This window comes from Sphingomonas sp. RIT328 (assembly GCF_000632225.1).
In the GTDB taxonomy this organism is placed as follows: Bacteria; Pseudomonadota; Alphaproteobacteria; order Sphingomonadales; family Sphingomonadaceae; genus Sphingomonas; species Sphingomonas kyungheensis.
In genome coordinates this window covers 1-26,193 of the sequence record NZ_JFYV01000007.1, presented here as the reverse complement: position 1 = coordinate 26,193, position 26,193 = coordinate 1, and the positions used below count along the sequence as shown (strand labels likewise).

The window sequence follows — 26,193 nt, the reverse complement described above, 5'->3', positions numbered from 1 at the left end:
ACCCATGCCCGACGCGGCGGCCTAGCTGCAGAGGAAGTCCTCGGCCCGTTCGGAGGCGTGGCCGGGCTGCCGCGGTCTGGCGATCTTCGGATAGGGGCAGAGCGGACGGGTGCGCGCCGGCCAGGGCGAGGCGGGGTTCGCACGGGCGACGATCCGGTCGGGTGCGACGCCCCGCTCGACCCAGGCGACCAGGGCATCGAAGGCGTCGAACCGGTCGGTCGCCGGGCCGCCCGAGCAATGGCCCATGCCCGGCACCGGGAAGACGCGGACGAACGACGCCGCCTTGCCGCCCGTCGCGCGATCGACGCCGCTCCACCAGGCGATCGTGTCGTTGATCGAGAAGACGGGATCGGAGCCGCCGTGCGGCACGATCATCTTGGCGCCATGGCGGCGGAAGGCGGACAGATCCTCGGATCGCGCGGCGATATCCGACCAGGCCGATCGCGCGAAGCCCGGCGCGGTGGCGAAGATCGCCGGCGCATCGCGATCGACGTTATAGGCAAGCTGGTAATCCATCCCTGCCTGCGGCGTCGCGGCGAGCAGGCGCGGCGGGGTCGAGAAGATCGTCGCCAGCGCGGGCGCGCCCATCGCGGCGTTGATCGCCGGGATCATCGGCCGCGGCCCCTGCGCCGCCAGCCCGATCTTCCACACCCGCCAGCCGTCATCGGACAGGCCCGCGTCCCACGGGAAGCTGGCGTAGAGCGCCCTGCCCCGGCTGTCGTGCGGCCCGGCATAGGCTTTCGCCAGCGCGTCGATCTGAATCGGCGCGAGGCAGCCGGCCGCTTTGTCGCCGTGGCAGACGCGCGCGCGCAGCCGGCCGAGCACCGCATCGGTGCGGCATTGCGCGAAGGCCCCGACGATGCCGTCCCTGAGGCCGTCGCGCGCGTCGCACGCTTCCAGCACCGCATCGCGGGCGAGGCGCAGGTCGGCGTCCGAGAAGCTCTCGGCAAGGCGCGCGATCGGCACGCTCGCCTCGCCCGCCCGGCGGACGATCGCGGCGAATTGCTGCGTGTTCCACGCCTCGGCGATTGCCGCCTTGGGCAGGGCGAAGCCGGGTGCCGCCGCCAGGATCCCGTCGAACGCGTCGGGATAGCGCTGCGCGAAGGCCATGCCCTCCTGCCCGCCCTTCGAACAGCCGGCGAAATAGGAATGGACCGGATCGCCGCCATAGACATAAGCGATGATCGCACGCGCGGCGTCATAGCTCGCCTTGAGCGAGGCATGGCCGTAATCGGCGCGCGCCTGCGGATCGGCGCCGAAGGCGACCATGCCGCCGCGCGCCGGATCCGCGTTGGACGTGTTGGAATGCCCCGCATCCTGCGTGATGACCGCATAGCCGCGGCTGATCCCGAGCGGCTGGCCTTCCGCGATCACGCCGAGCGCCTCGTCGACATTGCCGTCGGTGCCGCCGCCGCCCTGGAACAGGAAGCGCCGGTTCCACTGGTCGGGCAGCCGCATCTTGAAGCGGATCGCATACCGCTGCCCGTCGCGGCCGACATGCTCCGCGAGCATGCCGCTGACCTCGCAATGCGCCGGCAGCGGCGCGGACGAGGCACCATTGCCCATGGCGACGACGAGGCCCGCCGCATGCGGGGTGGCCGCAGTGATGCGAATCCCGCCGCGCGACCAGGAGGCGAGCGCGGCGCAGCGAGTCCCGCTGCGGCCGGCATCGGCCTGCGCCGCCGCGGCCGGCGCCGGCGCGCCGTGCAGCGCGACCGCGGCGCCGACGGTGAGGCACAAAGCGGAGGTCGTCGCCAGCAGCAGTCGGTGCGTCACGGCAAGCTCCTCTCGCGAAACCCGGTTCAGGCGACCCGGTAGACGGTGATCCGCACCGCCGGATCGCGGCGTTCGGAAACCGGGCCGATCATACCGAGAAACACCGACTGGTTAAGCCAGCCATGCTTGCCCATCGGCACTTCGAACACCGGCGTCGTGCGGACATAATCCTTGCCGGCCAGTCCCTTGTTATAGATGTGGATGAGCGTGCCGTCCGCCTCGCGCATCAGGTACGACGCCTCGACCATCGTGAAGCCGTCGCTGCGCACCACCTGCCAGTCCATCCCCTCCGGCAGGATGGTGCCCGACAGCCGCGGGCCGGCGAAGGTGCCGCCGGTGATCGGGATGCGCACGCGCTTGCCGACCGGGGTGATCCCGACCTGTTCGACCGGGCCGAGCGTCACGATCGCCTCATAGGCGAGGTCGAGGCCGATGCTCGTCAGCGGCGCGGTCCGTCCCGGCGTCTGCGCCGCGAGCGCCGGCGCGGCGAGCGCTGCGCCGACGCCGAGCGAGCCCGCCACCAGATGCCGCCGCGACACCGCCGTCTCCATCGCGGCCGGCACGGCAAATATATCGCCTTCGGTCATATCCGTCCTCTCCATCGCCGGGCGGTCCGCCCTGTCGCTTGATCCGACCCTCTGCCCGCCCGGCCGGGCGAGGAAGCGGTCGCGCCACAGGCTATGCGCCGATCCGCCGGGAGGCACGTCGAAAATCGGCGCTGCGACGCCGTTCACCGACGGCTCCGGTGCGACGGGTCCGACCGCGGTCAGCCGGTCAGGCCTCCGCCCCGATCGTCACGCGCAGGCCGTCGAGCCGGGCGTCGAAGGGGATCTGGCAGGCGAGCCGCGATGTCGGTGCGCGGTCGTCCAGACCGTCGAGCAGATCCTCTTCCTCGCTGCTCGCGGGGGCGAGACGCGCGGCGTCGGCGGGGTCGACGATGACGTGGCAGGTGGCGCAGGACAGACAACCGCCGCACAGCGCGAGCAGTTCGTCGATCCCCGCCTCGCGGATCACCTCCATCACGGAGAGGCCGGGCGCGGTTTCAAGGGCGCGGGTTTCCCCCTCGCGCGTCGTGACGATCAATCGGGTCATGGGGTCCTGGTCTTGGCTGTGTCGCGGGTCTGCGGGATGCCGCCGCCCGCGGGGCGGACGGCACCCGTCGAGCGGCGGATCAATAATGAAGGCGGAATTCGACGCCGACGCGCCGCGGCGTCAGCACCCCGCGCGCGTAATAGCGCTCGACGACATCGGTGCGCACCTGATTGTACGACGATATGTCGTTGCTGATCGCGGTCACCGCATATTTGTCGAAGATATTGTCGGCGAACAGGCCGAACTCATATTGCGACGTGACGTAGTTCAACGACGCGCCGTGCGTCACATAGCTGGGGATGCGTTCGCCGTTGCCGCGCAGGCCGACGCGCGAATAGATGCCGCCGCGATAGACGGACGCCCAATTCGCCTCGATCCGGCGGCCGTCGCCGAGCGGATAGGTGTAGTTGATCTGCAGGCTGCCGCTGTTCTTCGCCGATCCGGGCAGGCGATCGCCCGCAAAGGCATCGTAGCGCACCCCCTGGCTGACGACGAGGCCGGCGACATCCTGCGTCAGATGCGCGTCGACATAGGAATAGGTGCCGGTCAGCGACAGGTTGCGCACCGGCCGCACCGTCGTCTGGACGTCGAAGCCGCGCGACACGGCGTCGGCGCCGTTGACGGTGATGCCGATCGCGCCGTTGACCGTCTGGCTCGGCACCTGCACGCCGGTCCAGTTGATCTCATAGCCGTCGACGGTGAATTGCAGCCTCTTGTCGAACAGGCTGGCGCGGACGCCGACTTCCTTGTTGCGCGTGCGGTCCGGGCCGTAGACCAGCTCATTGGGCAGCGCGCAGAGGTTCTGGCCGGCGGGCAGCGGCTGGATGCAGGGGACGACGCGGTTGACGCCGCCGACGCGATAACCGGTCGAATAGGTGAAATAGGCGAGCAGGTTCTCGCTGAACTTGTACGAGGTATTGCCCTTCCACACCACGCCGTCCTTGGCGGTATCGCCGGTGCGGATGCGGCTCGCGGCGATCGTGGTCGACGGATAGGGCATGCGCGTCAGGCCGCCGCCGAACAGCGGCGTGTCCGATCCGCCCTCGACGCTCGCGTCATATTTGAAATAGCGGATGCCGCCGGTGACCTGCCACGCCTGGGTCAGGTGCAGCGTGCCTTCGCCATAGGCGGCCTTCTCGGTCGTCTTGCTGTTGACCAGCGAGATATATTCGAGGTCGTCGGGCCGGTTGATGCCGGCGAAGGCGGCGAAGCCGGGCGTATATTCGTTGCGCGTGCTGCCGAACTTGAGCCGGTTGTAGAAGCCGCCGATCACCCAGTTGAACGGCCCGCCATGCGCGGAGACGATCCGTACCTCCTGGTTGAACTGCCGGTAGCGCTGTTCATTGTTGGCATAGGAGGAGAATTGCGGGAACGCCTCATAGCCGTAATCGAGGTCGAGCAGCAGATCGGTATTGTCGTCGGTGCTGGTGATATGCTGCTTGGTATAGGCGGTGGTGCTGACCAGCTGCGCGATCCGGCCGAGGTTGATGTTGAATTCGGCGGAGAACAGATCGGCCCGGCGGTCGACCGGTTCCAGATAGCGCCACGGGCCTTCGTAATCGCCGGTGCCGAGCACGCCCGCGCCATTCGCCTGACGGCCGCCGGTCTTGGTCGTCTGATGCGCGTAGGTGAGATACGCCTTGATGTCGGGATTGACCTCGAGCAGCAACTGGTTGCGCGTGGTGAAGGTGTGTTCGTAATTGACGTCGCGCCTGCGCGTGAAGTTGGCGCCGTAATCGGCGTTGCTGCCCAGCGATGCGGCCGCGCCGGTCGCCGCGCGGCCCGGCTGCGGGTCCGACACGCCGGGCTGCTGAAGCAGGTAATTGTAATCGATGAAGCCGGCATTGTCGTAATAGCCGGTCGAGGTGCGGAAGGCGATGTGGTCCTTGACGATCGGCACGTTGATCGCGACGTCGCCGAGCGCGCCGAAATCCCCCGAATGCGACTGGGCATAGCCGCGGCCGTGCGCGTCGATCGTGATCCGGTCGGTCTCCGGACGGTTGGGGATGTAGCGCACCGCACCGGCGAGCGTGCCGAGACCGTAGAGCGTGCCCTGCGGCCCCTGCAGCACCTCGACGCGCGCGACGTCGATCAGCTTGAAGTCGAGGTAGAGTGGCACTTCGCCCAGATAGACGCCGACCGCATTGCCGCTGTCTGCGCCGCCCACGCTGGTGTCGCCCGAGGCGATGCCGCGCAGGATGATCGCGCCGGTCGAGCCCGGGCCGGTGTCGGCGACGGTGACGCCCGGCGTGAAGGAGGCGAGCGAGCGGATGTCGTCGAGCCGCTGCGTCTGGATCGTCTCGGCGGAGACGGCGCTGATGTTGATCGGCGCGTCCTGCAACGTCGTCCGCCGCCGGCTGCCGGTGACGACGATGTCGTTCGCGTCCGAGACGATCGACGGGTCCGCCCCCCCCGCAGCATTCGCCGGCGCCTCCTGCGCCAGCGCCGGCGCGCTGAGGATGCTCATCAGCGCGGTCGCGCCCATCAAGCCTGCGCGGGAAAAACCTACTGCCATCAACGCCCCCTTGTCACAAAACCAACGGCCGCCGAGGCTTTGCCGGTCTGTGCCGGCGTCCCGATCGGGCCGTTCGCGTGTGCAGCAGAGTGTGGATATTGGCGGCGAACCGACATGGGGCGTTTGACGTAACCGGCCGATCGTCCGCTCCGCCTACGTCAAACGGCGGATGCCGCCGTGCCGCGTGTCGCGCTAGCCAGGACCCATGGCGATCCGGCTCTTCCTGCTTGCGGCGACCGTCGCTGCCCTGCCCTCTGCCGCGGCGGCAGCGCCGCGTGCGACGCTGGTGCATTGCGGCACCGAGACCTGCCTGCGCCTGTCGGGGGAGCGCGCCGATGCCGCCACCCCGGTGCGGATCGGCGGGCGAGCGCTCGCCGTCGAGGGTGGACGCCGCTGGCGGATCGTCGTGCCGCTGGCGACCGCCCGGAGCTGGCCGATCACGCGCCATTATGCGGTGCCGATCACCTTTGCCGACGGCGACGACGATCAGGCGCGCACCGCGACCGTGGCCCTGCCGCCCGGATCGCTCGGCGGCCGGCTGGAGCTCGCCTCGCTGGTCATCGCCGCCCACTGATCCGCGCCGCGGTGGCGGCGGCCGGGTGCTTGTCGACGGGCACCATCACTCCTACATTCATGCGACCGTGTTGCCGGAAGAGCGACAGGCCCGAATGCAGGAGATGATGATGAAACTCGGTGTCGCGGCGCTCGCCGCTGTTCTGGCGGCCACGCCGGCCCTCGCCGCACCCGGCGGCAACCCCTTCTCGGCCGACAGCGCCGTGCTCAACCTGCGCGGGCTCGATCTGACCACCGTCGACGGCCAGCAGCGGCTGGCGATCCGGATGGATCAGGTCGCCAGCACGGTCTGCGGCGAGAAGCTGAGCAGCGTCCATCTCGCGCTCGGTGCGCAGGCGCGCGAATGCCGTGCCGACGTGATCGCCGACATCCGCACCCGCATCGCCGCCGCGACCGCGGCGCGCGGCGAGGCGCACGGCACGCAGCTGGCGATGCGCTGAGGCGTCGACGGAGCCGCATCCCGGCTCCGTCAAACGCCCCATGGCCGCGCGGATCGCTCCGCCTAGGCTGACGGGATGATGCCTTCGTCAGCCTTGTTTAGCAGACCGGTCGGGCCTTCGGTCCGTCGGGTGCTCGTGCTCGCCACTGCGGCGTGGCTGACGCTCGGCGCGGCGGCGCCCGGCGGGCCGTCATTTGCGCCCTGGATCGACGGCACCACGCCGGGCGAGTCCGAAACGCAGGTGCAGCGCATCGACGCCGACACCGTCGTGATCCGCCAGTCGGTGCGCACCAATTTCGAGGCGCCGTTCCTCTACCTCCTGTTCGGACGCGACCGCGCGTTGCTGATCGACAGCGGTGCCGGCGGATTGCGCATCCGGCCCGTCGTCGACCGACTTATCGCCGACTGGCGCCGGCGCCATGGCGACCGGCCGATCCGCCTGATCGTCGCGCATTCGCACGGTCATGGCGATCATCACGCCGGCGACGACGAATTCCGCGACCGCCCGGATACGCAGATCGTCGGCCTCGCCCCCGAACAGGTCGCCGCCGTCTTCGCGGTTCGCGACTGGCCCCGGACGATCGGCCATTACGACCTCGGCGGCCGTCCGCTCGCGATCCTGCCGACACCGGGGCACGAATCCGCGCATATCATGGTCTACGACGCGCGCACGCGGCTGCTCTTCTCGGGCGACATGCTCTATCCGGGCCGCCTCTACGTGCCGCGCGACCGTTTCGCCGTCTTCCGCGCCAGCGCCGACCGGCTCGTCGCCTTCGCCCGCACGCATCCGATCCGCGCCCTGCTCGGCGCGCATATCGAGATGACGACGACGCCGGGGCGCGACTATCCGATGCAGGCCGCGACGCATCCGTCCGAACATGGTCTGGCGCTGCCGCCGACGGCGATCGCGGAGCTCGACGCGGCGGTGGATGCGGCCGCGACGCCGCCGGCGATCGATCGCCACGCCGATTTCATCGTCTACCCCATCGATCCCAAGCCGCGCTGATCGCGCCGCGGTCAGCGGCCGATCGACTTGGGGCTCTTCCACCACGACAGCGTGTGCGCGTCGTGCGCGCTCGTCCACACGCCCGCCCGCGTGTAGCGCAACGCGCCGCTGCCCGCCGCCGCGCCGACCCGCGCAGTGACCGCGAGCGTCCGCGCATCGATGACGACGAAGGTCTGGCCGGCGGTGGTGCGCAGCCAGACCTTGCCGCCGCCGGTATCGATATCGCCGTATTTCAACGTCTCGTCGACCTTGACCCGGCCGGTCACCGTGGCGCCGGCGGGGTCGATCCGCGCGACGGTGCCGTCCCCCTGTTCCTGCACCCAGACCGCGCCTTCGCCCACCGCGAGGAAGCCCGGCTCACGACCCAGCGCAACCGTCGCGGTGACCGTATTGGTCGCGGGATCGATGCGTTGCAGGCTGCGGCCGGTGCCGCTCACCGCCCATAGCGCACCCGCCCCGAACGCCAGATAGAAACTGTCCGGATTGACCGGGATCGCGGCGGTCACGCCGTTGGTCGCGGGATCGATCCGCGCGATGACGCCGCCCGCGTCGCTCGCCACCCAGATCGCGCCCGCCCCGGCGGCGACGTTGAGTTCGCCCTTGGGATTGGCGATGCCGGTGGCGATCACCGCGGTGATCGTCGCGGTCTTCGGATCGATGCGGTTGAGCGTCAGCGCCTTGCAATCCGCCACCCAGAGCGAGCCATAAGCGATCGTCATCGCGCCGCACGGATGCGCCATCGCCACCGCCGCCTGCTTGCCGTGCACCGACCAGCGCTCGACCCGGCCGACGTTGGTCGCCCAGACGCTCTTGCCGTCGACGGCGAGGAAATCGGCAAAGCCCGGCACGGTCAGCACGCGCGCGGACGGCGTCGCGGCCAGCGCCGGCGCGATCATCAGGCAGGCGGAGATCACTGCTGCCACCCACGTCTTCGCTGTCATGCGCACATAGTCCCCCGTCAACGATGGCGATCAGATCGCGGCTTCGGTCTGCTCCGCGGCGTCGCGGCGCCGGCGCGCCCGCGCGATCAGCGGTTGCGCCGGGAACAGGAACTGCTCGCGGATCGTCAGCCGCCGGCGCGCGTCCTGCCCCACCGCCTCCGCCTCGCCGTCGCAATAGGTGCCGAAGATGCGGTCGAGCAGGATCAGCGAATTGCCGTAATTGCACCGCGTCTCCTCATAGCCGACCGAATGGTGCAGGCTATGGTTGCGGATCGTCGTGAAGACATAGGCGTACCAGCGCGGCGGATCGCAGCGCGTATTGGCGTGCGCGAAGGTGGAGACGATTGCGAGGATGTTGAGCGCGCAGAACTCCGCGGCGAGCGGCAGGTCGAACAGCGCCAGCACGCTGAGGCTGATCAGGAACAGCTCGATCGGATTGCCCACCGCCCCCTTCATCGCGTTGAGCTGCGTCAGATGATGATGCGGCGCGTGCGTCGACCAGAAGAACGCCTGATTGTGCATCAGCCGGTGCATCCAATATTGGCCGAATTCGATCAGCACGATCACCATCGCGACCTGGACCACGAACGGCAGGTGCATCGCCCAGGCGGTGGTGATGCCGAGCGCCTGTTTGGCGGCGGTGAGCGGCGCATCGGCGAGCGTGCGCGACAGCCAGGCGATCGCGGTATAGTTGAGCGTCAGGTAGAACAGGTCGGTGAGGAACTCCTGCCGGGTGAGGCGCCAGCTGCGGTGCCGTTCGCTGACCCATTCGAGGCCCTGGATCAGCGCGGTGGTGAGCAACGTCGCGAGGACGATCGACCAGGGATTACCGGTCACCGCGGCGGGCGCGACCGCCCAGCCGAACAGCACCGCCGCCACCATCATCGGCTGCACATAGCGCAAGAGGGTCGTCGTCATCGTGTTCCGCCCGATCTGCCGGCGCCACGGGGCCGGCCGCAGCGCAGACGATAAGGCGGCCGACCGGCAGCACAGGTGGGCAAATGACGTAGCCGCGGCTGGCGCGCGCACGCGACTAGTCGACAACGATACCGCGTTCGGCGAGGAAGGCGCGGGCCGGCGCGAGCGCCTCGGCATGGCGGCGCCAGCGATCCACCGCATCGCGGTAGAGCGGCCGGCGGACCTGCGCCGCGCTCGGAGTCGACACCGGCGCGGCATTGCTCTGGAAGGAGAGGCAGGCGTCCGACCAGTCGAGCCCGCAATGGGCGAGCAGCCGGCGGGTCGCCTGCTCCTGGTTCGCCACCAGATCCTCATAGCCGAGTTCGAGCACCCGCCCCGGCAGCACCTCGCGCCACAGCGCCATCAGCCGGTCGAAACGATGATAGTAAGCCGCGATGTCGAGCAGATCGTAGCTATAATCGTAATAGCGCGAGCCGATCGCGAACAGGTTGCGGAAGTTGGCGAGGATCGTGTCCATCGGATTGCGCCGCAGACAGACGATTGCCGCATCGGGCAACGCGCGGGCGATCAGGCCGATGTACATCATATTGCCGGGAAACTTGTCGATGAACCGCGACTTCGCGCCGGCGACATGCGCGGCGGCGCGGGCGAGGTAAGCGCGACCGATCGCACCCGGATCGACGGCCGCCGCCGCGGCGATCGTCTCGGGATCGAGCACGGTGCGGCTGCGCGTGCCGCTCGCCAGCTTGACCGCGAGCGGCATCGCCTGCAGCTCGCCGGCGCTCTCGACCTCGGGATGCGACGACAGGATGCGATCGACCAACGTCGTCCCGGTCCGCGGCATGCCGACGATGAAGATCGGCCGCGCGCCCGGCGCCGGACTCGCCGGCGCGGCGGCGGGCCGCAGCCAATGCGCTTCGACCGCATCGAAATTGGCGGCGTCGCTGGCGAAGCGATAGGGCAAGGCGGCGCGATGCTCGGCATTGGCCTCGGCGAGCGCGGCGAAGGCGGTGATCGGCTCGCCGAGATCGTCGAGCTCCTTGGCGAGCGCATAGCCGAGCAGCAGCCGGTCCGGCCCCGCCCGCGCGGCGCGGCGTGCGGCGGTGAGCCGGTCGACATGGTTGCGCTCCGGCGTCTGCCGGCGCAGCCCGGCGAGCAGGTGATGCGCGCGGGCATGGCCGGGCGACCGCGCGATCAGCGCTTCCACCGCCTGCTCCGCCGCCTCCTGCCGGCCGACGAAGCTCAGCGCGGCGGCCTGATTGTAGCGGAACTCGACGTTCCCCGGCTCCAGCCGCACCGCCGCGTCGAAATGCGGCAACGAGGCGGCATGGTCGCCGAGCCGGGCATAGACGCAGCCCATCGTGTCGCGCCCGAGCGCGTCGCCCGGCGGCGCGGCCTCTGCCGCCCGCAGCGCGCGCGCGGCGTCGTCGTCGCGGCGTACCAGCGTGTAGAGGCGGGCGAGCTGCGCGTGATATTCCCCCTGCCCGTCGCGCCCCGTCGCCGCCTCGACCAGCTCGATGGCGATCGTCACCTTGCCGAGCAGCGCCGCGGCGATGCCGGCGAGGAACCAGGCCTCGGCGACGTGCGGCGCCTCGATCCGCCAGCGGGTGGCGGCATCGAAGGCCGCGCCGGTCTCGCCGCGGGCGAGCAGCGCGCGGATCGTCGCGGCGCGCGGTGACGGAGAGGTCATGCGGCGGCGTCCTCCTAGCGGGTCAGGGTGGTCACCGCGATCGCCGTCGCCGACGCGCGATTCTCCACCCCCATCTTCTCGAATATCTGTTCGAGATGCTTGTTCACGGTCCGCGGGCTGATCTGCAGGATGTCGCTGATCTCGCGATTCTGCTTGCCGCGGCTGATCCACAGCAGCACCTCCGCCTCGCGCGCGGTGAGGCCGTGCTGCGCGGCGAGCATCGCGCGCTCCTCGCCCTCATGCCGCTCGGCGAGGCGGAAGACCCATTGGCCGGCGGCGGTGCAGCGCAGCAACGTGGCTTCGAGCGTCCGCTCCCCCGCGGCGACGGCGATCCGTGCGCCGGGTGCGGGCGGTGCCGCCTGGAGGTCGCGCAGCGCCGCGCGCACGGGATCGGGCAGACCGCCGGCGGCGGACGACCAGCCGGGAAACAGCCGTTCGAGCATCAGGCTCGCCGCCGGGGTGAGCCATTGCGGCGTGCCGGCGCGATCCACCGCCAGCGCCGGGCGACCGCTGGTGTCGAGCGCGAGCTGGCTGCCATGGGCGACGCGCGCGGTGGCGAGGTGGACGCGGATGCGCGCGAGCAGCTCGTCCACGACGATCGGCTTGCTGACGAAATCGACGCCGCCGACGCTGAGCCCGCGCACGACATGTTCGGTCTCGGTCAGCCCGGTCATGAAGATGATCGGCAGGTGGCGCAGGCCGGGCTGGTCCTTGATCCGGCGCGTCGTCTCGAACCCGTCGAGCCGCGGCATCACCGCGTCCATCAGGATGAGGTCGGGGACGACCGTCTTGAGCGAATCGAGCGCGGCGAGCCCGTCGATCGCGATCAGCACGCTCATCCCCGCTTGCTCCAGCGTGGCGGTGAGGAAGCGCAATGCCTCGGGCGTGTCGTCGACGACCAGGATCACCGGCCGGACGGGATCGGCGGGGTCGCTATGCGGCATCGTCGATCGTCTGTACCAGAGACCGCAGGTCGAGCGCGTGCAAATGGCGGCGCAGGACGGCGACGAGCCCCGCCGCTTCCGGAACCGACGTCGCGAGCGCGTCGAGCGCCCGCTCGACGCCGCGGACATGACCGATCCCGGCCTGCGCGCGCGCCTGTTCGAGCAGCGCCCCGGCTTCGGGCGGCAGGGCGTCGCGCGGCATCGCATCGTCGGCGGACGCCGGCGCCGGCGCCGGCGTGTCCGCTTGCTCCCAGCGCAGGTCGAGCTGGCTGCCGATCAACGTGACAAGGGCATCGAGTTCGACCGGCTTGGTCATGAAGGCGTCGTGGCTGTCGCGCCCCTCGCGCGGCGCGCCGAGATCATGGGCATCGGCCGACACCAGCACGATGCGCAATGCGCCGCCATGATCGGCGCGGAGCCGAGAGGCGACCTGCCAGCCGGTCATCCCCGGCATCTGGATGTCGAGCAGGACGATGTCGGGCGCGATCCGTGCAGCGAGCGCGAGGCCGTCGGGGCCGTTCGCCGCGGTCTCGACCCGGAAACCGAGCGGGACGAGCAGCGAGTGCAGGATCGCGCGCTGCGCCGGATCGTCGTCGATCGCCAGCACCGTGCGGCGCGCGCCATGATAGCCGGTGATCGCCCCGCCCGGGTTGGCGCCGCGCACGGCGCGATCGACCGCCGGCAGCATCACCCGGAAGCGGAAGGCGCTGCCTGCGCCGGGCGTGCTGGTCACGGCGATGTCGCCGCCCAGCACGCTCGCCAGCACGCGGGTGATGGCGAGGCCGAGGCCGATCCCCGGCTGACGCTGCGCCTCGCTCGAGCTGCCGCGATCGAACGGCGCGAACACCCGGTCGAGATCCTCCGCGGCGATGCCGATGCCGGTATCGCGGACGGTGATGTCCGCCACCTGGCTGCGATAGCCGACGTGCACCGCGACGCTGCCGGCATCGGTATATTTGATCGCGTTGGAGACGAGGTTGATGAGGATCTGGCGCAGCCGCTTGTCGTCCGCCTTGACCCGATCGGGCAGCCGCGCGTCGATCTCGAGCGTCAGCGCGAGGCCCTTGGCCGCCGCCTGCATCCGGAACATGGCGACGACCTGCTGGAGCAGCGCGCGGATGTCGATCGGCTCGGCGCGGATCGTCATCACGCCGCTTTCGATCCGCGAGATCTCCAGCAGCCCTTCGACGAGGTTGGTGACATGCTCGGCCGAGCGGCGGATGATCGTCCCCGCCTCCGCGCCCGAGATGCCGGGATCGCGTTCGAGCAACTGGGCATAGCCGTAGATGACGTTGAGCGGCGAGCGGATCTCGTGGCTGACCGCGGCGAGATAGCGCGTCTTCGCCTCGTTCGCCGCCTTGGCGCGTTCGAGTTCGGCGCGGATCGCCGGATCGCTGGCGGTGGGCTCGATCATGATCCCCCCGGACGGGCGAGACCATCGATATAGGCGCGCCAGCCGCCGAGCGCGGTGATGTCCTCGGCGCCCTCGATCGCGCGCGGCTCGGCGACGAAGCCCTTGACCGTCGATCCGTCGACGAGCGTCACCGATCCGATCGCGAGCGGCGCCGGCACCTCGACGACGAAGCTGCCGAAGGCGGCGACGTCGAGTTCATAGACCTCCACCGCGATGGCCGCGCCGTCGGCGGCATGGACCAGCGCCGGCTTGGGCGGCGTGCTGTTCGCCATCGCGTAGAGCCGATAGGTCGGCGCGGTGGTGGTCGCGGCCACCAGGCGCGCATTGCGCGAGGTCAGCTGCCAGTGCAGCGGCATGCCGTCGAGATGGGCGCCGACGACGGCGAGCTTTACAATGTCCATAGGGTCCTCGGTGGTCAGGGGCGGTGACGGTGGCGGCGCGGCGGCGGCGAGATAGGCGTCCCCCGCGTCGAGCAACGCGCGGTCGGTCCAGGCGGCCGCGATCAGCGTGATGCCGAAGCCGGTGCGATTGTCGCGCCAGCCGGCGGGCAGCGCGAGCGCCGCCATGTCGAGCAGGTTGACGAAATTGGTGTACAGGCCGAGGTTGCTGTTGAGCGCGATCGGCGCGGCGCGCATTTCGGCGATCCGGTAGATGGTCGGCGTCGTCGGCAGCGCGAGCAGGTCGATGTCCTGCCACATCGCGTCGGCGTGGCGCTGGAGTTCGGCGAGGCGATACTGGCCCTCGAACACGTCGACACCGCTGACCGTTCGTCCGTGTTCCAGGATCGCGCGGACGGTCGGATCGATCGCCTCCGGCCGGTCGTCGAGCAGCGGCCGGGCGGCGGCGGTGCGCTCCGCCACCCAGGGCCCGCCGTAGAGCAGCATCGCCGCCTCGCGCAGCGGCGCCATGTCGATCTCGACCAGCTCGGCGCCGCTCGCGGCGAGCGTCGCCAGCGCCTGATCGTACAGGCGTTCGGACGCGGCATCGCCGAGGAACAGGCGCTGGTCGGGCCGCGGCACGCCGATCCGGCGGAGGGCGACCGGCCGATCCGCGACCGGGCGGGAATAGGCATCGGCGGCATCGAAGCCGGCGACCACCGCATCGACCGCGCGGGCATCGGCGATGTCGTGGGTGAGGACGGTGACGCAATCGAGCGTGCGGCAGGCGGGCACGAGCCCGGTCGTGCTCCACCGCCCCTTGGTCGGCTTCATGCCCACCAACCCGTTGAACGCCGCCGGCACGCGCCCGGAGCCCGCGGTGTCGGTGCCGAGCGCGAAGGCGACCAGCCCCGCCGCGACCGCGACCGCCGAACCCGAGCTCGACCCGCCGCTGACATAGGCGCGGTTGAACACGCAGGCGGGCGCGCCATAAGGGCTGCGCGTGCCGTTGAGCCCGGTGGCGAACTGGTCGAGGTTGGTCTTGCCGACCGGCACCGCCCCCGCCGCGATCAGCCGCGCCACCACCTCGGCCGATGCCGCCGGCCGATAGGCGAAGTCGGGACAGGCGGCGGTGGTCGGCACGCCGGCAAGGTCGATATTGTCCTTGATCGCGAAGGGCACGCCGGCGAGCGGCAGCGTCTCGCCCGCGGCGATCCGCGCATCGACCGCCGCGGCGCGCGCCAGCACGTCCTGCTCCGCCAGTCGCGTGATCCACACCGCGGGCTGGATCGCGGCATAGGCCTCGATCCGCGCCAGCGCGTCGCGGGCGACCGAGACCGCATTGGTTTCTCCCGCGGTCACCGCCGCGGCGATCGCGCCGGCCCGGATACGTCCGTCGCTCATGCCACCTCCACTGCGAGCATCGCGCCGCCCGGAGCGAGCGACTGTTTCTCCTGCACATAGACCGCGCGGACGATGCCGGTGACCGGGCTGACCACCGGCGATTCCATCTTCATCGCCTCGATCACCGCGATCGTCTCGCCGGCGCTGACGCTGGCGCCGTCGGTGACGAGCAGCTTCCACAGGCTGCCGCCGAACGGCGCCTCGACCAGCTCGCAGCCTTCGGGGATCGCGATCTCGGCAGTGGCGGCGCCGGCGTCGGCTTCCTCGGTCAGCGCGGCGACGCGATCGAACTCGCCGCTCCGCTCCCAGGCGGCGCGCTCCGCATCGAACGCCGCCTGCCGCTGCGCCTGAAAGGCGGCGATCGACGCGTCATTCTCCGCGAGGAAGGCGCGATAGTCGGACAGGCGGAACACCTCCTCCTCGATCCGGATCGCGCGGCGGCCGAGCGGAAAGTCGCGCCGCCATTCGGTCAGTTCGTCATGGCTGACCGGGAAGAAGCGGATGCGGTCGAAGAAGCGCAGCAGCCACGGCTTGCCGTCCTGGAAGGCGTCGGTCTGCCGCCATGCGTTCCACACCTGGATGGTGCGGCCGAACAGCTGATAGCCGCCCGGCCCCTCCATGCCGTAGATGCACATGTAAGCGCCGCCGATGCCGACGACGTTGGGCGGCGTCCAGGTGCGCGCCGGATTGTATTTGGTCGTCACCAGACGGTGGCGCGGGTCGATCGGCGTCGCGACCGGCGCGCCGAGATAGACGTCGCCCAGCCCCATGACGAGATAGTCGGCATCGAAGACGATCCGCTTGACTTCGTCAATGCTGTCCAGCCCGTTGACGCGGCGGATGAATTCGATGTTGTCCGGGCACCAGGGCGCATCGTCGCGCACCGATTCCATATATTTGTCGATCGTCTGATAGATCGCCGGGTCCTGCCACGACAGCGGCAGATGGACGACGCGCGACGGAATCTCGAAATCGTCAAGCCCGCCAAGCCGCTCCTCGGCGGCGACTAGCGCGGCGAGCAGCGCCGCCTGCGACAGCAAGCGGCTGTCATAATGGAGCTGGAGCGAGCGGATGCCGGGCGTCACGTCGATCATCCCCGGCAGCGCCATCGCCTCGATCTCGAGCATCAGCGCGTGAACGCGCAGCCGCAGTTCGAGGTCGAGGACGATCGGGCCATATTCGACGAGCAGGTTGCGATCGCCCTGCTGGCGATAGGTCACGGCCGGCCGGACGCCCTGCGCCGGAATCGCGTGCAGGATCGGCGAGCCGAGCGTTTCCTCCCCGGGAGCGCCGGCGCGATCGGCCGGGGGCGCCGCCAGCGTGGCGACCAGCCGGTCCTGCGCCTGCTCCGCCGCCACCGCCGCGGCGGTGTCGATCGGCACGAAGCGGACGCTGTCGCCCGGTGCGAGCTGCCCGACCTTCCACAGATCGGCCTGCGCGACGACGAACGGGCAGACGAAGCCGCCGAGCGACGGACCGTCGGGGCCGAGGATGATCGGCATGTCGCCGGTGAAATCGACCGCGCCGATCGCATAGGCATTGTCGTGGATGTTGGACGGATGCAGCCCCGCCTCGCCGCCGTCCTGCCGCGCCCATTGCGGCTTGGGGCCGAGCAGGCGGACGCCAGTGCGGTTGGAATTGTAATGCACCTTCCACGCGGTGGCGCGCAGCATCGCGATATCGTCGGCGGTGAAGAAGTCGGGCGCGCCGTGCGGGCCGTAGAGGACGTGCAGCGTCCAGTCGCGGGTGATCGCCGGACGGTCTGCGGCGGCCAGCGCCGCCGCGGGGGCGGCGGGCGGATCGGTGCGCGCGAGATGCAGCGTGTCGCCGGTCATCACCGCGCGCCCGGCATGACCGCCGAACTCGCCGAGCGTGAAGGCACTGCGGCTGCCGAGGAACAGCGGCACGTCGAGCCCGCCGGCGACCGCGATATAGCCGCGCATGCCGCCGCCGGTGACGCGGCCGATCCTGAGCGTCTGCCCGGCGGCGACGTCGACCGGTGCGTAGCAGCCGATCGGCACGCCATCGAGCGTCGCGCCAAAATCGGCGCCGGTCAGGCACACGCGCGCCGCGGCGTTGAACAACAGGGTCGGTCCCGCGGCGGTGATCTCCAGTCCCGCCGCCGCCTCGTCATTGCCGATCAATCGGTTGCCGAGGCGGAAGGCGAGCGAATCCATCGGCCCCGAGGGCGGCACACCGACGTGCCACAGGTGGAGCCGGCCCGGATGATCCTGCACCGTGGTCGAGGCGCCGCCCGCCAGCACGCGGATCGTGCGCGGCGTATAGGCGATGTCGGCGAGCGCGCGCGTCGATACTGCGCCGGAGGTGAACACGTCGGAGCGCACCACGGTGCGCAGCCAGTCGAGGTTGGTCTCGATCCCGGCGATGCTCGTCCGGTCGAGCGCCTCCTGCATCGCGGCGACCGCCGCCTCGCGGGTCGGCGCGGTGACGATCAGCTTGGCGAGCATCGGATCGTACCAGGCGGACACCTCCGTCCCGGCGGCGATCCAGTGATCGACGCGCGGCCCCTCCGGAACGGTGACGCCGACCAGCCGGCCCGAACTCGGCCGATAGTCCTGCGCCGGGTCCTCGGCATAGAGGCGGACCTGGATCGAGGCGCCCTGCGGCGTGGGCACGAAGCCGTCGAGGAAGCCGGTATCGCCCGCCGCCCCACGCACCATCCATTCGACCAGATCGACGCCCGTCACCTGCTCGGTGACGCCATGTTCGACCTGAAGCCGGGTGTTGACCTCGAGGAAGAAGAAATCGTCGCGCTCCGCGTCGTAGAGGAACTCCACCGTGCCGGCCGAGCGATAGTCGGCGGCGGCGGTGAGCCGCACCGCCGCGTCGATCAGCGCGCGGCGCGTCGCCTCGGGCAGCAGCGGCGCGGGCGTTTCCTCGACCACCTTCTGGTTGCGGCGCTGGAGCGAACAGTCGCGTTCGCCGAGCGCGACGACATGGCCTGCGCCGTCGCCGAACACCTGCACCTCGATATGGCGCGCGCGCGCGACATAGCGTTCGAGGAAGACGCCGCCGTCGCCGAAATTGCCCGCGCCGAGCCGGGCGACGGTGGCGAAGCCGTCGCGGATGTCCGCCTCGTCGGCGCACACCTTCATGCCGATGCCGCCGCCGCCGGCGGTCGCCTTGAGGATCACCGGATAGCCGATCCGCGCCGCCGCCGCGATCGCCGCCGCCGCGTCGCGGAGCAGGTCGGTACCCGGCGCGAGCGGCACCCCCTGCGCGGCGGCGAGGGCGCGCGCGGTGTGCTTCAACCCGAAGGCGCGGATATTGTCGGGGGTCGGGCCGATGAAGACGATGCCGCGTGCCGCGCAGGCCTCGGCGAAGGCGGTATTCTCGGACAGGAAGCCATAGCCGGGGTGGATCGCCTGCGCGCCCGTCGCCTCCGCCGCGGCGAGGATCGCGGCGACGTCGAGATAGCTTTCGGCGGCGGGCGCGGGGCCGATGCGGACCGCCTCGTCGGCCTGCGCGACATGCGCCGAACCGGCGTCGGCGTCGCTGAACACCGCGACCGAGCCGACCCCCATCGTCCTGAGCGTGCGGATGATGCGGCAGGCGATCGCGCCGCGGTTGGCGACCAGGACCTTGTCGAACATCAGCCGGCCACCTGCATGCGCACCGGCGTCGGGTTGAAGCCGTTGCAGGGATTGTTGATCTGCGGACAGTTGGAGACGACGACGATGACATCCATCTCGGCGCGCAGATCGACGGTGAGGCCGGGCGCGGAAATGCCGTCGACGATCCCCAGCGTTCCGTCCGCCTCGACCGGCACGTTCATGAAGAAGTTGATGTTCGACACCATGTCGCGCTTGCCGCGGCCGGCGCGGACGTTGGCGTCGAGGAAATTGTCGACGCAGCTATGCTGCGCCTTGGTGTGGTGGCCGTATCGCAACGTGTTCGATTCGCACGAACAGGCGCCGCCGATCGTATCGTGATAGGCGACGTCGCTGGCGACGATCGTCATCATCGCCCGCCCCTCGTTGGACAGCAGCACCGCGCCGGTGCGCAGGAACAGGTTGCGCTGCGCCGCGATCGTGTCCTGTGCGCTATAGCGTTCGGCGTCGTCGGCGGCGGCGTACATCAGGAAATCGACCGCCTGATTGCCTTCAAGGTCGATGATGCGCAGCGTCTCGCCGGCGGCGATGCGGTGCATCCAAGGCGCCCGCGCCGGAACGGTCTCGTCGTGGCGGATGGCGCCGGGAAGAGGGGCAAGGGTCATCGTCATCCTTCAGCGCGCGTAGAGGTCTTCGGTGTTGAGGAAGGCGCGCAGGCCTTCCGGCGTCGCGGTGCGCAGCGGATCGTCCGTCGCCGCCGGCGCGCCGCGCCACGCGGTCGCGCGCAGCGGGGTGACGGTATAGGCGTTGCGCGGATCGAGCACGTGCGGGCAATTGGCGAGCGCGACGATCAACTCCATCTCGGCGCGCAGCACCAGCGTCCGGCCGGGTGCGAACGGCCCGATCTGCGGCTCGGTGGCGCCATCATCGGCGATGCGCACGCCCTTGAACCAGGTGACGCAGGGGTGGACGTCCCTGCGGCCAAGCCCGTGCTTGGCGACGGCGAGCATGAACCGGTCGCGGGCATTGGGATACGGCCCGTAATTGCTGCCCTCGCCATAGCGGCGCGCGTTCGACGCGGCATTGGACGCGCCGCAGAAGGCGTCGTGCGTACCGGCTTCGTCGTCGAGGATCGACATCATCACCCGGCCCATGTCCGACAGCAAAAGCCGCCCGGCACCGAGATAGCCGTTCCACTGCACCTTGACCGTATCGGCGACGTTGAGCCGCTCGGTCGGCATGTCGGCGTTGAACAGCAGCATCGCCGCGCAGGCATCGCCGCCGAGGTCGATCAGCCGCAGCCGGGTGCCGCGCGCGATCCGCCGTGCGGCATAGCCGCCCGGCGCGATCGTCTCCTCCCAGATCACGTCTCCGGACGCATCGGCGGCGGCGGCGGGCAATGTCGGCATCGCCTTTACCCGGGTGCCCGCCATCGCGCGGGCATGATCGCGCGCGCCGGAGGGGTCGGCGGTGGTCGTCGTCATGCAATGGGTCTCCCGGACGGGTCCGTGGTGAGCGCCGCGATCAGCGCGGGCGGCGGCGGTGTCTTGCGATCGAGCGGCAGGTCGTAGGTGACGGTCGCGCCGAAGCGGTGCGGCGCGTGCGGATCGTGGCGCCGCTTGTCGAAGGCGAGCACGCGCGTGCCGAGCTTGAACGCCTCGCCGATGTCGTGCGTCACCATGACGATGGTCAGGCCGTGATCCTGCCACAGCCGGGTGATGAGCGCATGCATGTCGAGGCGAATGCCGGGATCGAGCGCGCCGAACGGCTCGTCGAGCAACAGGATGCGCGGATGCTTGACCAGCGCCTGCGCGATCGCCAGCCGCTGCTGCATCCCGCCCGACATCTGCGCCGGATAGACGTCGAGACTATGGTCGAGCCCGACCGCGGCGAGCATCTCGACCGCGCGGTCGCGCGCCGCCCGCCGCCGTGCGCCGAACAGCCGCGCGGTCAGCGGCGCACCGGCGCATTCGATCCCGAACAGCACGTTGCCGAGCGCGGTGAGGTGCGGGAAGACCGAATAACGCTGGAAGACGACGCCGCGATCGGGACCGCAGGCCGCCGGCATCGCCCGGCCGTCGAGCAGCACCTGCCCGCGCGTCGGCGCCTCCTGCCCGAGGATGAGGCGCAGGAAGGTGCTCTTGCCCGCCCCCGACGGGCCGACCACCGCGACGAAACTGCCCGCGTCGAGCTGGAGCGAGACGCGTTCGAGCACGATCTTGTCGCCATATTCGACCCAGATGTTGCGCAGTTCGAGCAGCGGCGTCATCGGCCTGCTCCGTGCGCCCAGGGGAAGCCGCGGCGGCTGATCGCCATCAGCAGCGCATCGGCGAGGATCGCGAGCAGCGAGATCCAGGCGACATAGGGCAGGATGATGTCCATCGCGAAATAGCGGCGGACGAGGAAGATGCGATAGCCGAGCCCGACGTCGGAGGCGACCGCCTCCGCGGCGATCAGGAACACCCAGGCCGGCCCCATCGACAGCCGCAGCGCCTCGATCAGCCGCGGCATCAGCTGCGGCAGCGCGACGCGGATCGCGAGCTGCCAGCTGTTCGCGCCGAGCGTCTGCGCCTTGGCGAACTGCTCGGCGGGCAGCCCGGTGACGAAGCCGGTCAGGTCGCGCGTCATGAACGGCGCGATGCCGATCGCGATCAGCGCGATCTTCGACGCCTCGTCGAGCCCGAGCACGATGAACAGGATCGGCAGCACCGCGACCGGCGGAATGACCGCGATGATCGCCACCATCGGCCCGAGCAGCGCCCGGGCGAGCGGCACGGTGCCGAGCAGCAGGCCGAGGATCAGCGCGGTCGCGGTGGCGATGGCGAGGCCGATGCCGAGGCGGTACAGGCTCGCCAGCGTATCGGCGACGAGCAGGATGCGATCGGTCGCGGGGTCGCGCTGGGTGGTGAAGTCGTGCGCCGCCTGCGCCATCGCCGCAAAGGTCGGCAGCACCTTGTCGGCCGGATTGGCGGCGTGGCGCGCCTCCGAGGCGAGCAGATAGACGAGCAGCAGCGCGACGATCGGCAGCGCGCCGAGCAACAGCCGCGATGCGCGCTGCGGCCGGATGTCGACCAGCCGCCTCATGCGGCGGGCTTGGCCGCGGGCCGGGTCGTGATGGTCGTACGCGGTGCCATTCCCGTCCTTCTGTTCGGCCATGCCACCGGCACGGCGCTCCGTTCGCCGGGGCGGCACCCCGGCGGCCTCCGTCTCTCGCTCAGGGTGCGGCTACAGCGTCCCGCTCGCCGCCAGCTTCATGTAAGTGGGATCGAAGCGCAGCTTGACGTTCTTGGGATCGCCGAGCGACTTGCCGCCGGCGAAGCTGATCCCGATCGCGTCGACCGATCTGGCGCTCGGCCCGAACAGACCGTGCGCGAAGCTGAACTGACGCACCCGGTCGGTGACGGTGATGAGGTCGGGATTCTCGGCATAGGCCGCGGCATCCTTCGCGTTGGCGTAGAGATGCGTCGTCTTGAGCTGATCGTCGAAACTGGCCTCGGTGGTGCCGGCGGCCTTCGCCATCGCGGCGCGCGCCGCCTTGCCGGTCGCGTCGGTGCGGGTCATCAGCGCCATCGTCTCGTACCAGATGCCGGCGAGCGCCTTGCCGAGGTTGGGATTGGCCTTGAGCGTCTCGGTGCTGACGTTGAGCGTGTCGAGGATCTCGTTGGGGATCTTGGAACTGTCGAACACCTCGACCGCGCCCGGCGTCGCGCGGATCGTCGCCAGCTGCGGGTTCCAGGTGGCGACCGCGGTGACGCCGGGCGAGGCGAAGGCGCCGACGATATCGGCGTCGCCGGTGTTGACCGTCTTGACGTCGGCGAGCTTCATCCCGTTGAGCTCGAGACCGCGGGCGAGCAGGAAATGCGAGACCGACAGTTCGACCAGCTTGACCGAGCGCCCCTTGATGTCGGCCATCGTCCGGCCGTTCTTGAGCACGACGCCGTCATTGCCGTCCGAGTAATCGCCGATCAGCAGGACGGTCGTGTCCTTGCCGCCCGCGGCGGGAATGGTCAGCGCGTCCATCGTCGTCGCGGTGACGCCGTCGAGCTTGCCGGCGGCATATTGATTGACCGATTCGACATAGTCGTTGACCTGCACCATGCGGATGGTGATGCCGTATTTATCGGCCCATTTCTTCACGATGCCGGCCTGCTGCGCATAGGGCCAGGGCATCCAGCCGGTGTAGATCGACCAGCCGATCGCAAAGTCCTTCTTGACGGCGCCGGCGCCCGCCGCCGAACCGGCCGGCTTGCTGCCGCACCCGCCCAGCGCCATCAATGCCGCTATCGCTGCCATGCCGCCGAGCCACGGTCGATCTACCATTCAGCGGTCCCTTTGCCGTGCCGATGCGCCCCGCCCTCGCCAAGCCATTGAAGAAGCCGGCGAAATCATGCGCGCATCAGCGCCTTACCCTCGTCGCCAAGGTTGCCGCGCCAGGGATCATCGATGAAGGGGCAAAATTCCAATGGAAGACATAGATCGTGTCTATGCCCTGCGCTGCGCTCGGTTGCGGCGCATCACCTCGTCGAGGAACAGCTGCGTCGCGGTGTCGCGCGAGGGTTCGGCGCGGGCGAGCAGGAAGATATCGTAGGACGGCTCCGCATCAGGATGGAGCAGCGGCCAAAGCCGCCCCCTGGCGACCGCGCTTTCGGCGGCGAGCACCGGCAGGAAGCCGATGCCGACGCCGAGCGAGATCAGCCGGATCGCCTCGTTGATATCCTCCGCCCGGCCAGTGGCGCGGGTGCCGAGCCGGTAACGCCGGCGCAGCCGGGTGATCGTCTCCAGCTCGTCCTCGCCGGTCAGGACGAAGCCTTCGTCCTTGAGCTCGCCGAGCCGCTCGACGCGGTGCCCGAACAGCGGATGGCTGCGCGCGCAATAGAGTTGCTGACGTTCGACCAGTAAAGGTTCGTAGATCAGCCCGCCGCGCACGTTGCTGTCATAGCCGACGCCGATCTCCGCTTCGCCATGTTCGAGCGCGTCGAGCACCGCGCGCCACGGCGAGACGCGGATCTCGATATGGATGTTCGGGTTGCGACGATGGAAGCTGGCGATCGCCTCGTCGAATTCGAGCGACGACACCGCGGAGATCAGCTGGATGCGGACGACGCCCTCGATCCGCTTGGTTGCCTGCGCGACCTGGTGCGGCACCATCCGCGCGGCCTCGAGCATCTCCTCGCACAAGGCGAGCAGCGCGCTTCCCGCGGCGGTCATCTCGACGCCCCCCGCCGAGCGGTTGAGCAACTGCACGCCGACCTGTTCCTCGAGCCGCTTGAGCGCGGCGCTGATGCTCGGCTGCTGCCTGTTGAGCTTGCGCGCCGCCGCGCCGATGCCGCCCGCGCGGACGATCTCGACGAAGGTGCGCAGCAGGTTCCAGTCGACGCGGCTGGCAAACGTCTTGTCAGGCAGCATCACGTCGTCGATCACATGGCCAGCTCCGCAATCCCGTGCGGCACACCTTTAGCCGGGCGCCCTGCCCGTGCAACGCCCTTGCCATCCGCGCGACCGGGGCCGCGCCGTCCGGCTGCTCAGCCTTGGCGCAGGCTGCGCCGGAACAGCGCCCCGACCCGCCGCGCCTCGAACACCCGCCCGATCGCATAGAGCGTGGCGAAGATCCCGGCGAAGACATAGCCGGCGGTCGGCGACGGCTTCTTGTCCTTGTCGTCATCGCCGCCCTTCTTCTTGGGTTGCTCGGGTGCCGGCGCGCCGAGCGCCTTGTCGATCGGATTGAGCGGCGCCGGCGTCTTCTTCGCCTTCGGCTTCTTGGCCTCGATCTTGGGGGATTCGAGCTTGCCGAGCGCGACGGTCGCCTGCGCGAAGGCGAGGAACAGCAAAGGCGCGAGGAAGCAATAGAGCAACGCCTTGCTCAGCAGCCGATAGCGCAGGACCAGCCCCTCCGCCTGCGCCTCGATCCACAGCATGCCGCCGCTGAACACCGCCATCCGGTCCTGCGCCGCCGCGTCGCGCTTGCTGAAGGTCAGCGTGTCGCCGTTCCGCTCGCGCGCGGTGCCGGTGGTGCGGAACAGCGGATCGAGCCGGTCGAACGCCTCGTCCGGCGATTGACCGGGGTCGAGCGGCACGCTGCCATGGATATGCCAGATCCAGTCGGTCAGCCGCTTACGCAGCGTCGGCGCTCCGGACGCATCCGGCTGCGCTGCGCCGGTCGGCAGGGTGTCGGCGGTCATCATCGCGGCGGTCGTCATTCGGCCGGCACCGCGTGCGGATAGCCATTGGGCGAGAACCGCGCCTTGATGCTCTTCCAGGCTTCCACGAAGGTGAAGCTCATCGTCTCGCCGATCGACATCGGCCGGCCGCCTTCCATGCCGAGCAGTTCCGCCTCGCCGTCGACGCAGGTGCCGAACATCCGGTCGATGATCACCCAGGTGTTGGTGTAATTGCTGCGGCTCGCCTCGAAGTCCTGCGAATGGTGGACGCTGTGATGCTCGGTGGTGTTGAACAGGAAGCGCCACCAGCGCGGCGAATTGAAGCGGACGTTGATATGCTGGTAGGTGCCGACCGCGAGGCCGAACGCGCCGGCAAGCAGCACGGCGCGCGGCACGAAGTCGAAGAAGCCGCCGACGCCGAGGCCGATCAGGAACAGCTCGACCGGATTGCCGACCGCGCCCTTGTTGATGTTGAGCTGGGTGATGTAATGGTGCGGCGCGTGCGCGATCCACAGCGGATGCCAATTGTGCATGCCGCGATGCATCCAATATTGGCCGAAGTCGAAGACGAACGAGATCAGGAAGGCCTGCAACAGCAACGGCAGGCTGGTAAACCAGGACAGTTTGTCCCAGTCGAACGAATGCTGCACCGCCTTGATGATCGCACCATCGCCGATGTAACTGTCGACGACGCGCAGCAACGTGTAGCCGAGACCGACGTAGAACAGGTCGCTGGTCAGCTCCTTCCAGGTCAGCCGCCAGCTGTCGTGACGGGGCGCGAGCCATTCGAGCCCGAGCAGCAGCACCTTGAAGCCGACGCCGATCGCGACGGCGGTGGACGCCTTGGCGATGCTGTTGGGCGCGTAGAACCAGAAGGCGAGCAGCGCGAACAGCATCACCGGCTGGAACCAGGTGAAGAACAGCCGCTTCGCGGGACCGCCCTCGACCTTCGGGATATTCTCCCATCCGACGGTGACGGGCGCCTGCGCGCCGATCACCCGCTTGCCTACCCGAACACCGTCCATCTGCACCTCGCATCGCTACGATCCGACAGCCTTATGTCGGTAAGTGCGCGGCGGCGTGATACGTCATCAGACGTATAAGCGGCGGCGTGGGCGCCGGGTGCGATGCGGGTTGCCGAGAGAGGCTAAGTATCGGAAAGATGATGATAACCGGGCAGCTCGCCCACTCGCCTAAGGATCGTCCATGTTGCGCACCACCTTGATCGCCGCCACGGGGCTGGGCCTGCTCACCGGATGCGGCGGGTCCGGCGGGGCGGCCCGGCCCCGGCGCCCCCCCCCCCGTCCCCCGCCGTTGAAGGTCCTGCCCATGCACCGCCGTCTGCTGCTCGCCACCCTGACGCTGTCCGCGCTC

Annotated in this window: 22 protein-coding genes; 3 read left to right on the top strand and 19 right to left on the bottom strand. The window is 69.8% G+C overall.

Annotation, left to right across the window (positions count from 1 at the left end; all coding sequences use genetic code 11):
• Positions 1–21 precede the first annotated feature (21 nt).
• The 4 genes from BW41_RS04225 to BW41_RS04210 all read right to left on the bottom strand — a co-directional run bounded on the left by BW41_RS04225 (position 22) and on the right by BW41_RS04210 (position 5,383).
• The gene (locus BW41_RS04225) at positions 22–1,776 is read right to left on the bottom strand and encodes a tannase/feruloyl esterase family alpha/beta hydrolase (RefSeq protein ID WP_051583242.1); all 1,755 of its coding nucleotides are present in this window, start codon (positions 1,774–1,776) and stop codon (positions 22–24) included.
• Between the two features lie 26 nt (positions 1,777–1,802).
• Positions 1,803–2,510 carry a DUF3237 domain-containing protein gene (locus BW41_RS04220; protein ID WP_152542109.1) on the bottom strand — a complete coding sequence of 236 codons (708 nt, stop codon included), beginning with the start codon at positions 2,508–2,510 and terminating at the stop codon, positions 1,803–1,805.
• 40 nt (positions 2,511–2,550) lie between these two features.
• Positions 2,551–2,868: a 2Fe-2S iron-sulfur cluster-binding protein gene (locus BW41_RS04215; RefSeq protein ID WP_037531763.1), complete on the bottom strand. Its 318-nt coding sequence runs from the start codon at positions 2,866–2,868 to the stop codon at positions 2,551–2,553.
• A gap of 79 nt (positions 2,869–2,947) precedes the next feature.
• Entirely contained in the window at positions 2,948–5,383 is a 2,436-nt protein-coding gene (locus BW41_RS04210) for a TonB-dependent receptor (RefSeq protein WP_037531761.1), read from the bottom strand.
• Positions 5,384–5,588: 205 nt separating this feature from the next.
• On the opposite strand from BW41_RS04210, the gene BW41_RS04205 reads away from it, so the two are divergent.
• From BW41_RS04205 to BW41_RS04195, 3 genes are all read left to right on the top strand, one after another.
• A complete protein-coding gene (locus BW41_RS04205) occupies positions 5,589–5,957 on the top strand; it encodes a hypothetical protein (RefSeq protein ID WP_037531759.1) in 369 nt (122 codons plus the stop codon).
• Between the two features lie 109 nt (positions 5,958–6,066).
• Positions 6,067–6,396 (top strand): UrcA family protein, encoded by a 330-nt coding sequence (locus BW41_RS04200; protein ID WP_200870339.1) that lies wholly within the window; start codon positions 6,067–6,069, stop codon positions 6,394–6,396.
• A gap of 129 nt (positions 6,397–6,525) precedes the next feature.
• Entirely contained in the window at positions 6,526–7,401 is an 876-nt protein-coding gene (locus BW41_RS04195; RefSeq protein ID WP_443027636.1) for an MBL fold metallo-hydrolase, read from the top strand.
• 11 nt (positions 7,402–7,412) lie between these two features.
• Here BW41_RS04195 and BW41_RS04190 read toward each other — a convergent pair whose 3' ends face one another.
• The 15 genes from BW41_RS04190 to BW41_RS04120 all read right to left on the bottom strand — a co-directional run bounded on the left by BW41_RS04190 (position 7,413) and on the right by BW41_RS04120 (position 25,844).
• Positions 7,413–8,297, bottom strand: coding sequence for a Vgb family protein (locus BW41_RS04190; protein ID WP_235199509.1), 885 nt, complete (start codon positions 8,295–8,297; stop codon positions 7,413–7,415).
• A gap of 75 nt (positions 8,298–8,372) precedes the next feature.
• Positions 8,373–9,260, bottom strand: a complete 888-nt coding sequence (locus BW41_RS04185) for a sterol desaturase family protein (RefSeq protein ID WP_037531754.1) — start codon at positions 9,258–9,260, stop codon at positions 8,373–8,375.
• A gap of 115 nt (positions 9,261–9,375) precedes the next feature.
• The gene (locus tag BW41_RS04180) at positions 9,376–10,950 is read right to left on the bottom strand and encodes a tetratricopeptide repeat-containing sulfotransferase family protein (RefSeq protein ID WP_037531752.1); all 1,575 of its coding nucleotides are present in this window, start codon (positions 10,948–10,950) and stop codon (positions 9,376–9,378) included.
• Between the two features lie 14 nt (positions 10,951–10,964).
• Positions 10,965–11,894: a response regulator transcription factor gene (locus tag BW41_RS04175; RefSeq protein WP_037531751.1), complete on the bottom strand. Its 930-nt coding sequence runs from the start codon at positions 11,892–11,894 to the stop codon at positions 10,965–10,967.
• Positions 11,884–13,308, bottom strand: a complete 1,425-nt coding sequence (locus BW41_RS04170; protein WP_051583240.1) for a hybrid sensor histidine kinase/response regulator — start codon at positions 13,306–13,308, stop codon at positions 11,884–11,886. Before BW41_RS04170 ends, BW41_RS04175 begins: the two co-directional genes overlap by 11 nt.
• Positions 13,305–15,089, bottom strand: coding sequence for an allophanate hydrolase (gene atzF / locus BW41_RS04165; RefSeq protein WP_037531750.1), 1,785 nt, complete (start codon positions 15,087–15,089; stop codon positions 13,305–13,307). Before atzF ends, BW41_RS04170 begins: the two co-directional genes overlap by 4 nt.
• Positions 15,086–18,703 (bottom strand): urea carboxylase, encoded by a 3,618-nt coding sequence (gene uca, locus BW41_RS04160; protein ID WP_037531748.1) that lies wholly within the window; start codon positions 18,701–18,703, stop codon positions 15,086–15,088. Before uca ends, atzF begins: the two co-directional genes overlap by 4 nt.
• Positions 18,703–19,326 carry an urea amidolyase associated protein UAAP2 gene (locus BW41_RS04155; RefSeq protein WP_037531861.1) on the bottom strand — a complete coding sequence of 208 codons (624 nt, stop codon included), beginning with the start codon at positions 19,324–19,326 and terminating at the stop codon, positions 18,703–18,705. The genes uca and BW41_RS04155 overlap by 1 nt, the downstream gene beginning before the upstream one ends.
• Positions 19,327–19,335: 9 nt before the next feature.
• On the bottom strand, positions 19,336–20,145 hold the full coding sequence (locus BW41_RS04150; protein ID WP_037531746.1) for an urea amidolyase associated protein UAAP1: 810 nt from the start codon (positions 20,143–20,145) through the stop codon (positions 19,336–19,338).
• Positions 20,142–20,930, bottom strand: a complete 789-nt coding sequence (locus tag BW41_RS04145; protein WP_037531744.1) for an ATP-binding cassette domain-containing protein — start codon at positions 20,928–20,930, stop codon at positions 20,142–20,144. Before BW41_RS04145 ends, BW41_RS04150 begins: the two co-directional genes overlap by 4 nt.
• Positions 20,927–21,745: an ABC transporter permease gene (locus BW41_RS04140; RefSeq protein WP_037531742.1), complete on the bottom strand. Its 819-nt coding sequence runs from the start codon at positions 21,743–21,745 to the stop codon at positions 20,927–20,929. The genes BW41_RS04145 and BW41_RS04140 overlap by 4 nt, the downstream gene beginning before the upstream one ends.
• 141 nt (positions 21,746–21,886) lie before the next feature.
• On the bottom strand, positions 21,887–22,981 hold the full coding sequence (locus BW41_RS04135; protein WP_443027635.1) for a putative urea ABC transporter substrate-binding protein: 1,095 nt from the start codon (positions 22,979–22,981) through the stop codon (positions 21,887–21,889).
• 162 nt (positions 22,982–23,143) lie between these two features.
• Entirely contained in the window at positions 23,144–24,067 is a 924-nt protein-coding gene (locus BW41_RS04130; RefSeq protein WP_037531860.1) for a LysR family transcriptional regulator, read from the bottom strand.
• A 116-nt stretch (positions 24,068–24,183) separates the two neighbouring features.
• The gene (locus BW41_RS04125) at positions 24,184–24,843 is read right to left on the bottom strand and encodes a hypothetical protein (RefSeq protein WP_327195560.1); all 660 of its coding nucleotides are present in this window, start codon (positions 24,841–24,843) and stop codon (positions 24,184–24,186) included.
• Between the two features lie 11 nt (positions 24,844–24,854).
• Positions 24,855–25,844, bottom strand: coding sequence for a sterol desaturase family protein (locus BW41_RS04120; protein ID WP_037531738.1), 990 nt, complete (start codon positions 25,842–25,844; stop codon positions 24,855–24,857).
• Between the last annotated feature and the right edge of the window lie 349 nt (positions 25,845–26,193).

What these genes read in the sequence shown, in the direction of transcription:
- BW41_RS04215 (WP_037531763.1), bottom strand. Translation starts at nt 2,868, where the DNA reads ATGACCCGATTGATCGTCACGACGCGCGAGGGGGAAACCCGCGCCCTT.
- BW41_RS04210 (WP_037531761.1), bottom strand. Translation starts at nt 5,383, where the DNA reads ATGGCAGTAGGTTTTTCCCGCGCAGGCTTGATGGGCGCGACCGCGCTG.
- BW41_RS04205 (WP_037531759.1), top strand. Translation starts at nt 5,589, where the DNA reads ATGGCGATCCGGCTCTTCCTGCTTGCGGCGACCGTCGCTGCCCTGCCC.
- BW41_RS04200 (WP_200870339.1), top strand. Translation starts at nt 6,067, where the DNA reads ATGAAACTCGGTGTCGCGGCGCTCGCCGCTGTTCTGGCGGCCACGCCG.
- BW41_RS04190 (WP_235199509.1), bottom strand. Translation starts at nt 8,297, where the DNA reads ATGATCGCGCCGGCGCTGGCCGCGACGCCGTCCGCGCGCGTGCTGACC.
- BW41_RS04185 (WP_037531754.1), bottom strand. Translation starts at nt 9,260, where the DNA reads ATGACGACGACCCTCTTGCGCTATGTGCAGCCGATGATGGTGGCGGCG.
- BW41_RS04180 (WP_037531752.1), bottom strand. Translation starts at nt 10,950, where the DNA reads ATGACCTCTCCGTCACCGCGCGCCGCGACGATCCGCGCGCTGCTCGCC.
- BW41_RS04175 (WP_037531751.1), bottom strand. Translation starts at nt 11,894, where the DNA reads ATGCCGCATAGCGACCCCGCCGATCCCGTCCGGCCGGTGATCCTGGTC.
- BW41_RS04170 (WP_051583240.1), bottom strand. Translation starts at nt 13,308, where the DNA reads ATGATCGAGCCCACCGCCAGCGATCCGGCGATCCGCGCCGAACTCGAA.
- atzF (WP_037531750.1), bottom strand. Translation starts at nt 15,089, where the DNA reads ATGAGCGACGGACGTATCCGGGCCGGCGCGATCGCCGCGGCGGTGACC.
- uca (WP_037531748.1), bottom strand. Translation starts at nt 18,703, where the DNA reads ATGTTCGACAAGGTCCTGGTCGCCAACCGCGGCGCGATCGCCTGCCGC.
- BW41_RS04155 (WP_037531861.1), bottom strand. Translation starts at nt 19,326, where the DNA reads ATGACCCTTGCCCCTCTTCCCGGCGCCATCCGCCACGACGAGACCGTT.
- BW41_RS04150 (WP_037531746.1), bottom strand. Translation starts at nt 20,145, where the DNA reads ATGACGACGACCACCGCCGACCCCTCCGGCGCGCGCGATCATGCCCGC.
- BW41_RS04145 (WP_037531744.1), bottom strand. Translation starts at nt 20,930, where the DNA reads ATGACGCCGCTGCTCGAACTGCGCAACATCTGGGTCGAATATGGCGAC.
- BW41_RS04140 (WP_037531742.1), bottom strand. Translation starts at nt 21,745, where the DNA reads ATGAGGCGGCTGGTCGACATCCGGCCGCAGCGCGCATCGCGGCTGTTG.
- BW41_RS04135 (WP_443027635.1), bottom strand. Translation starts at nt 22,981, where the DNA reads ATGGTAGATCGACCGTGGCTCGGCGGCATGGCAGCGATAGCGGCATTG.
- BW41_RS04130 (WP_037531860.1), bottom strand. Translation starts at nt 24,067, where the DNA reads ATGCTGCCTGACAAGACGTTTGCCAGCCGCGTCGACTGGAACCTGCTG.
- BW41_RS04125 (WP_327195560.1), bottom strand. Translation starts at nt 24,843, where the DNA reads ATGATGACCGCCGACACCCTGCCGACCGGCGCAGCGCAGCCGGATGCG.
- BW41_RS04120 (WP_037531738.1), bottom strand. Translation starts at nt 25,844, where the DNA reads ATGGACGGTGTTCGGGTAGGCAAGCGGGTGATCGGCGCGCAGGCGCCC.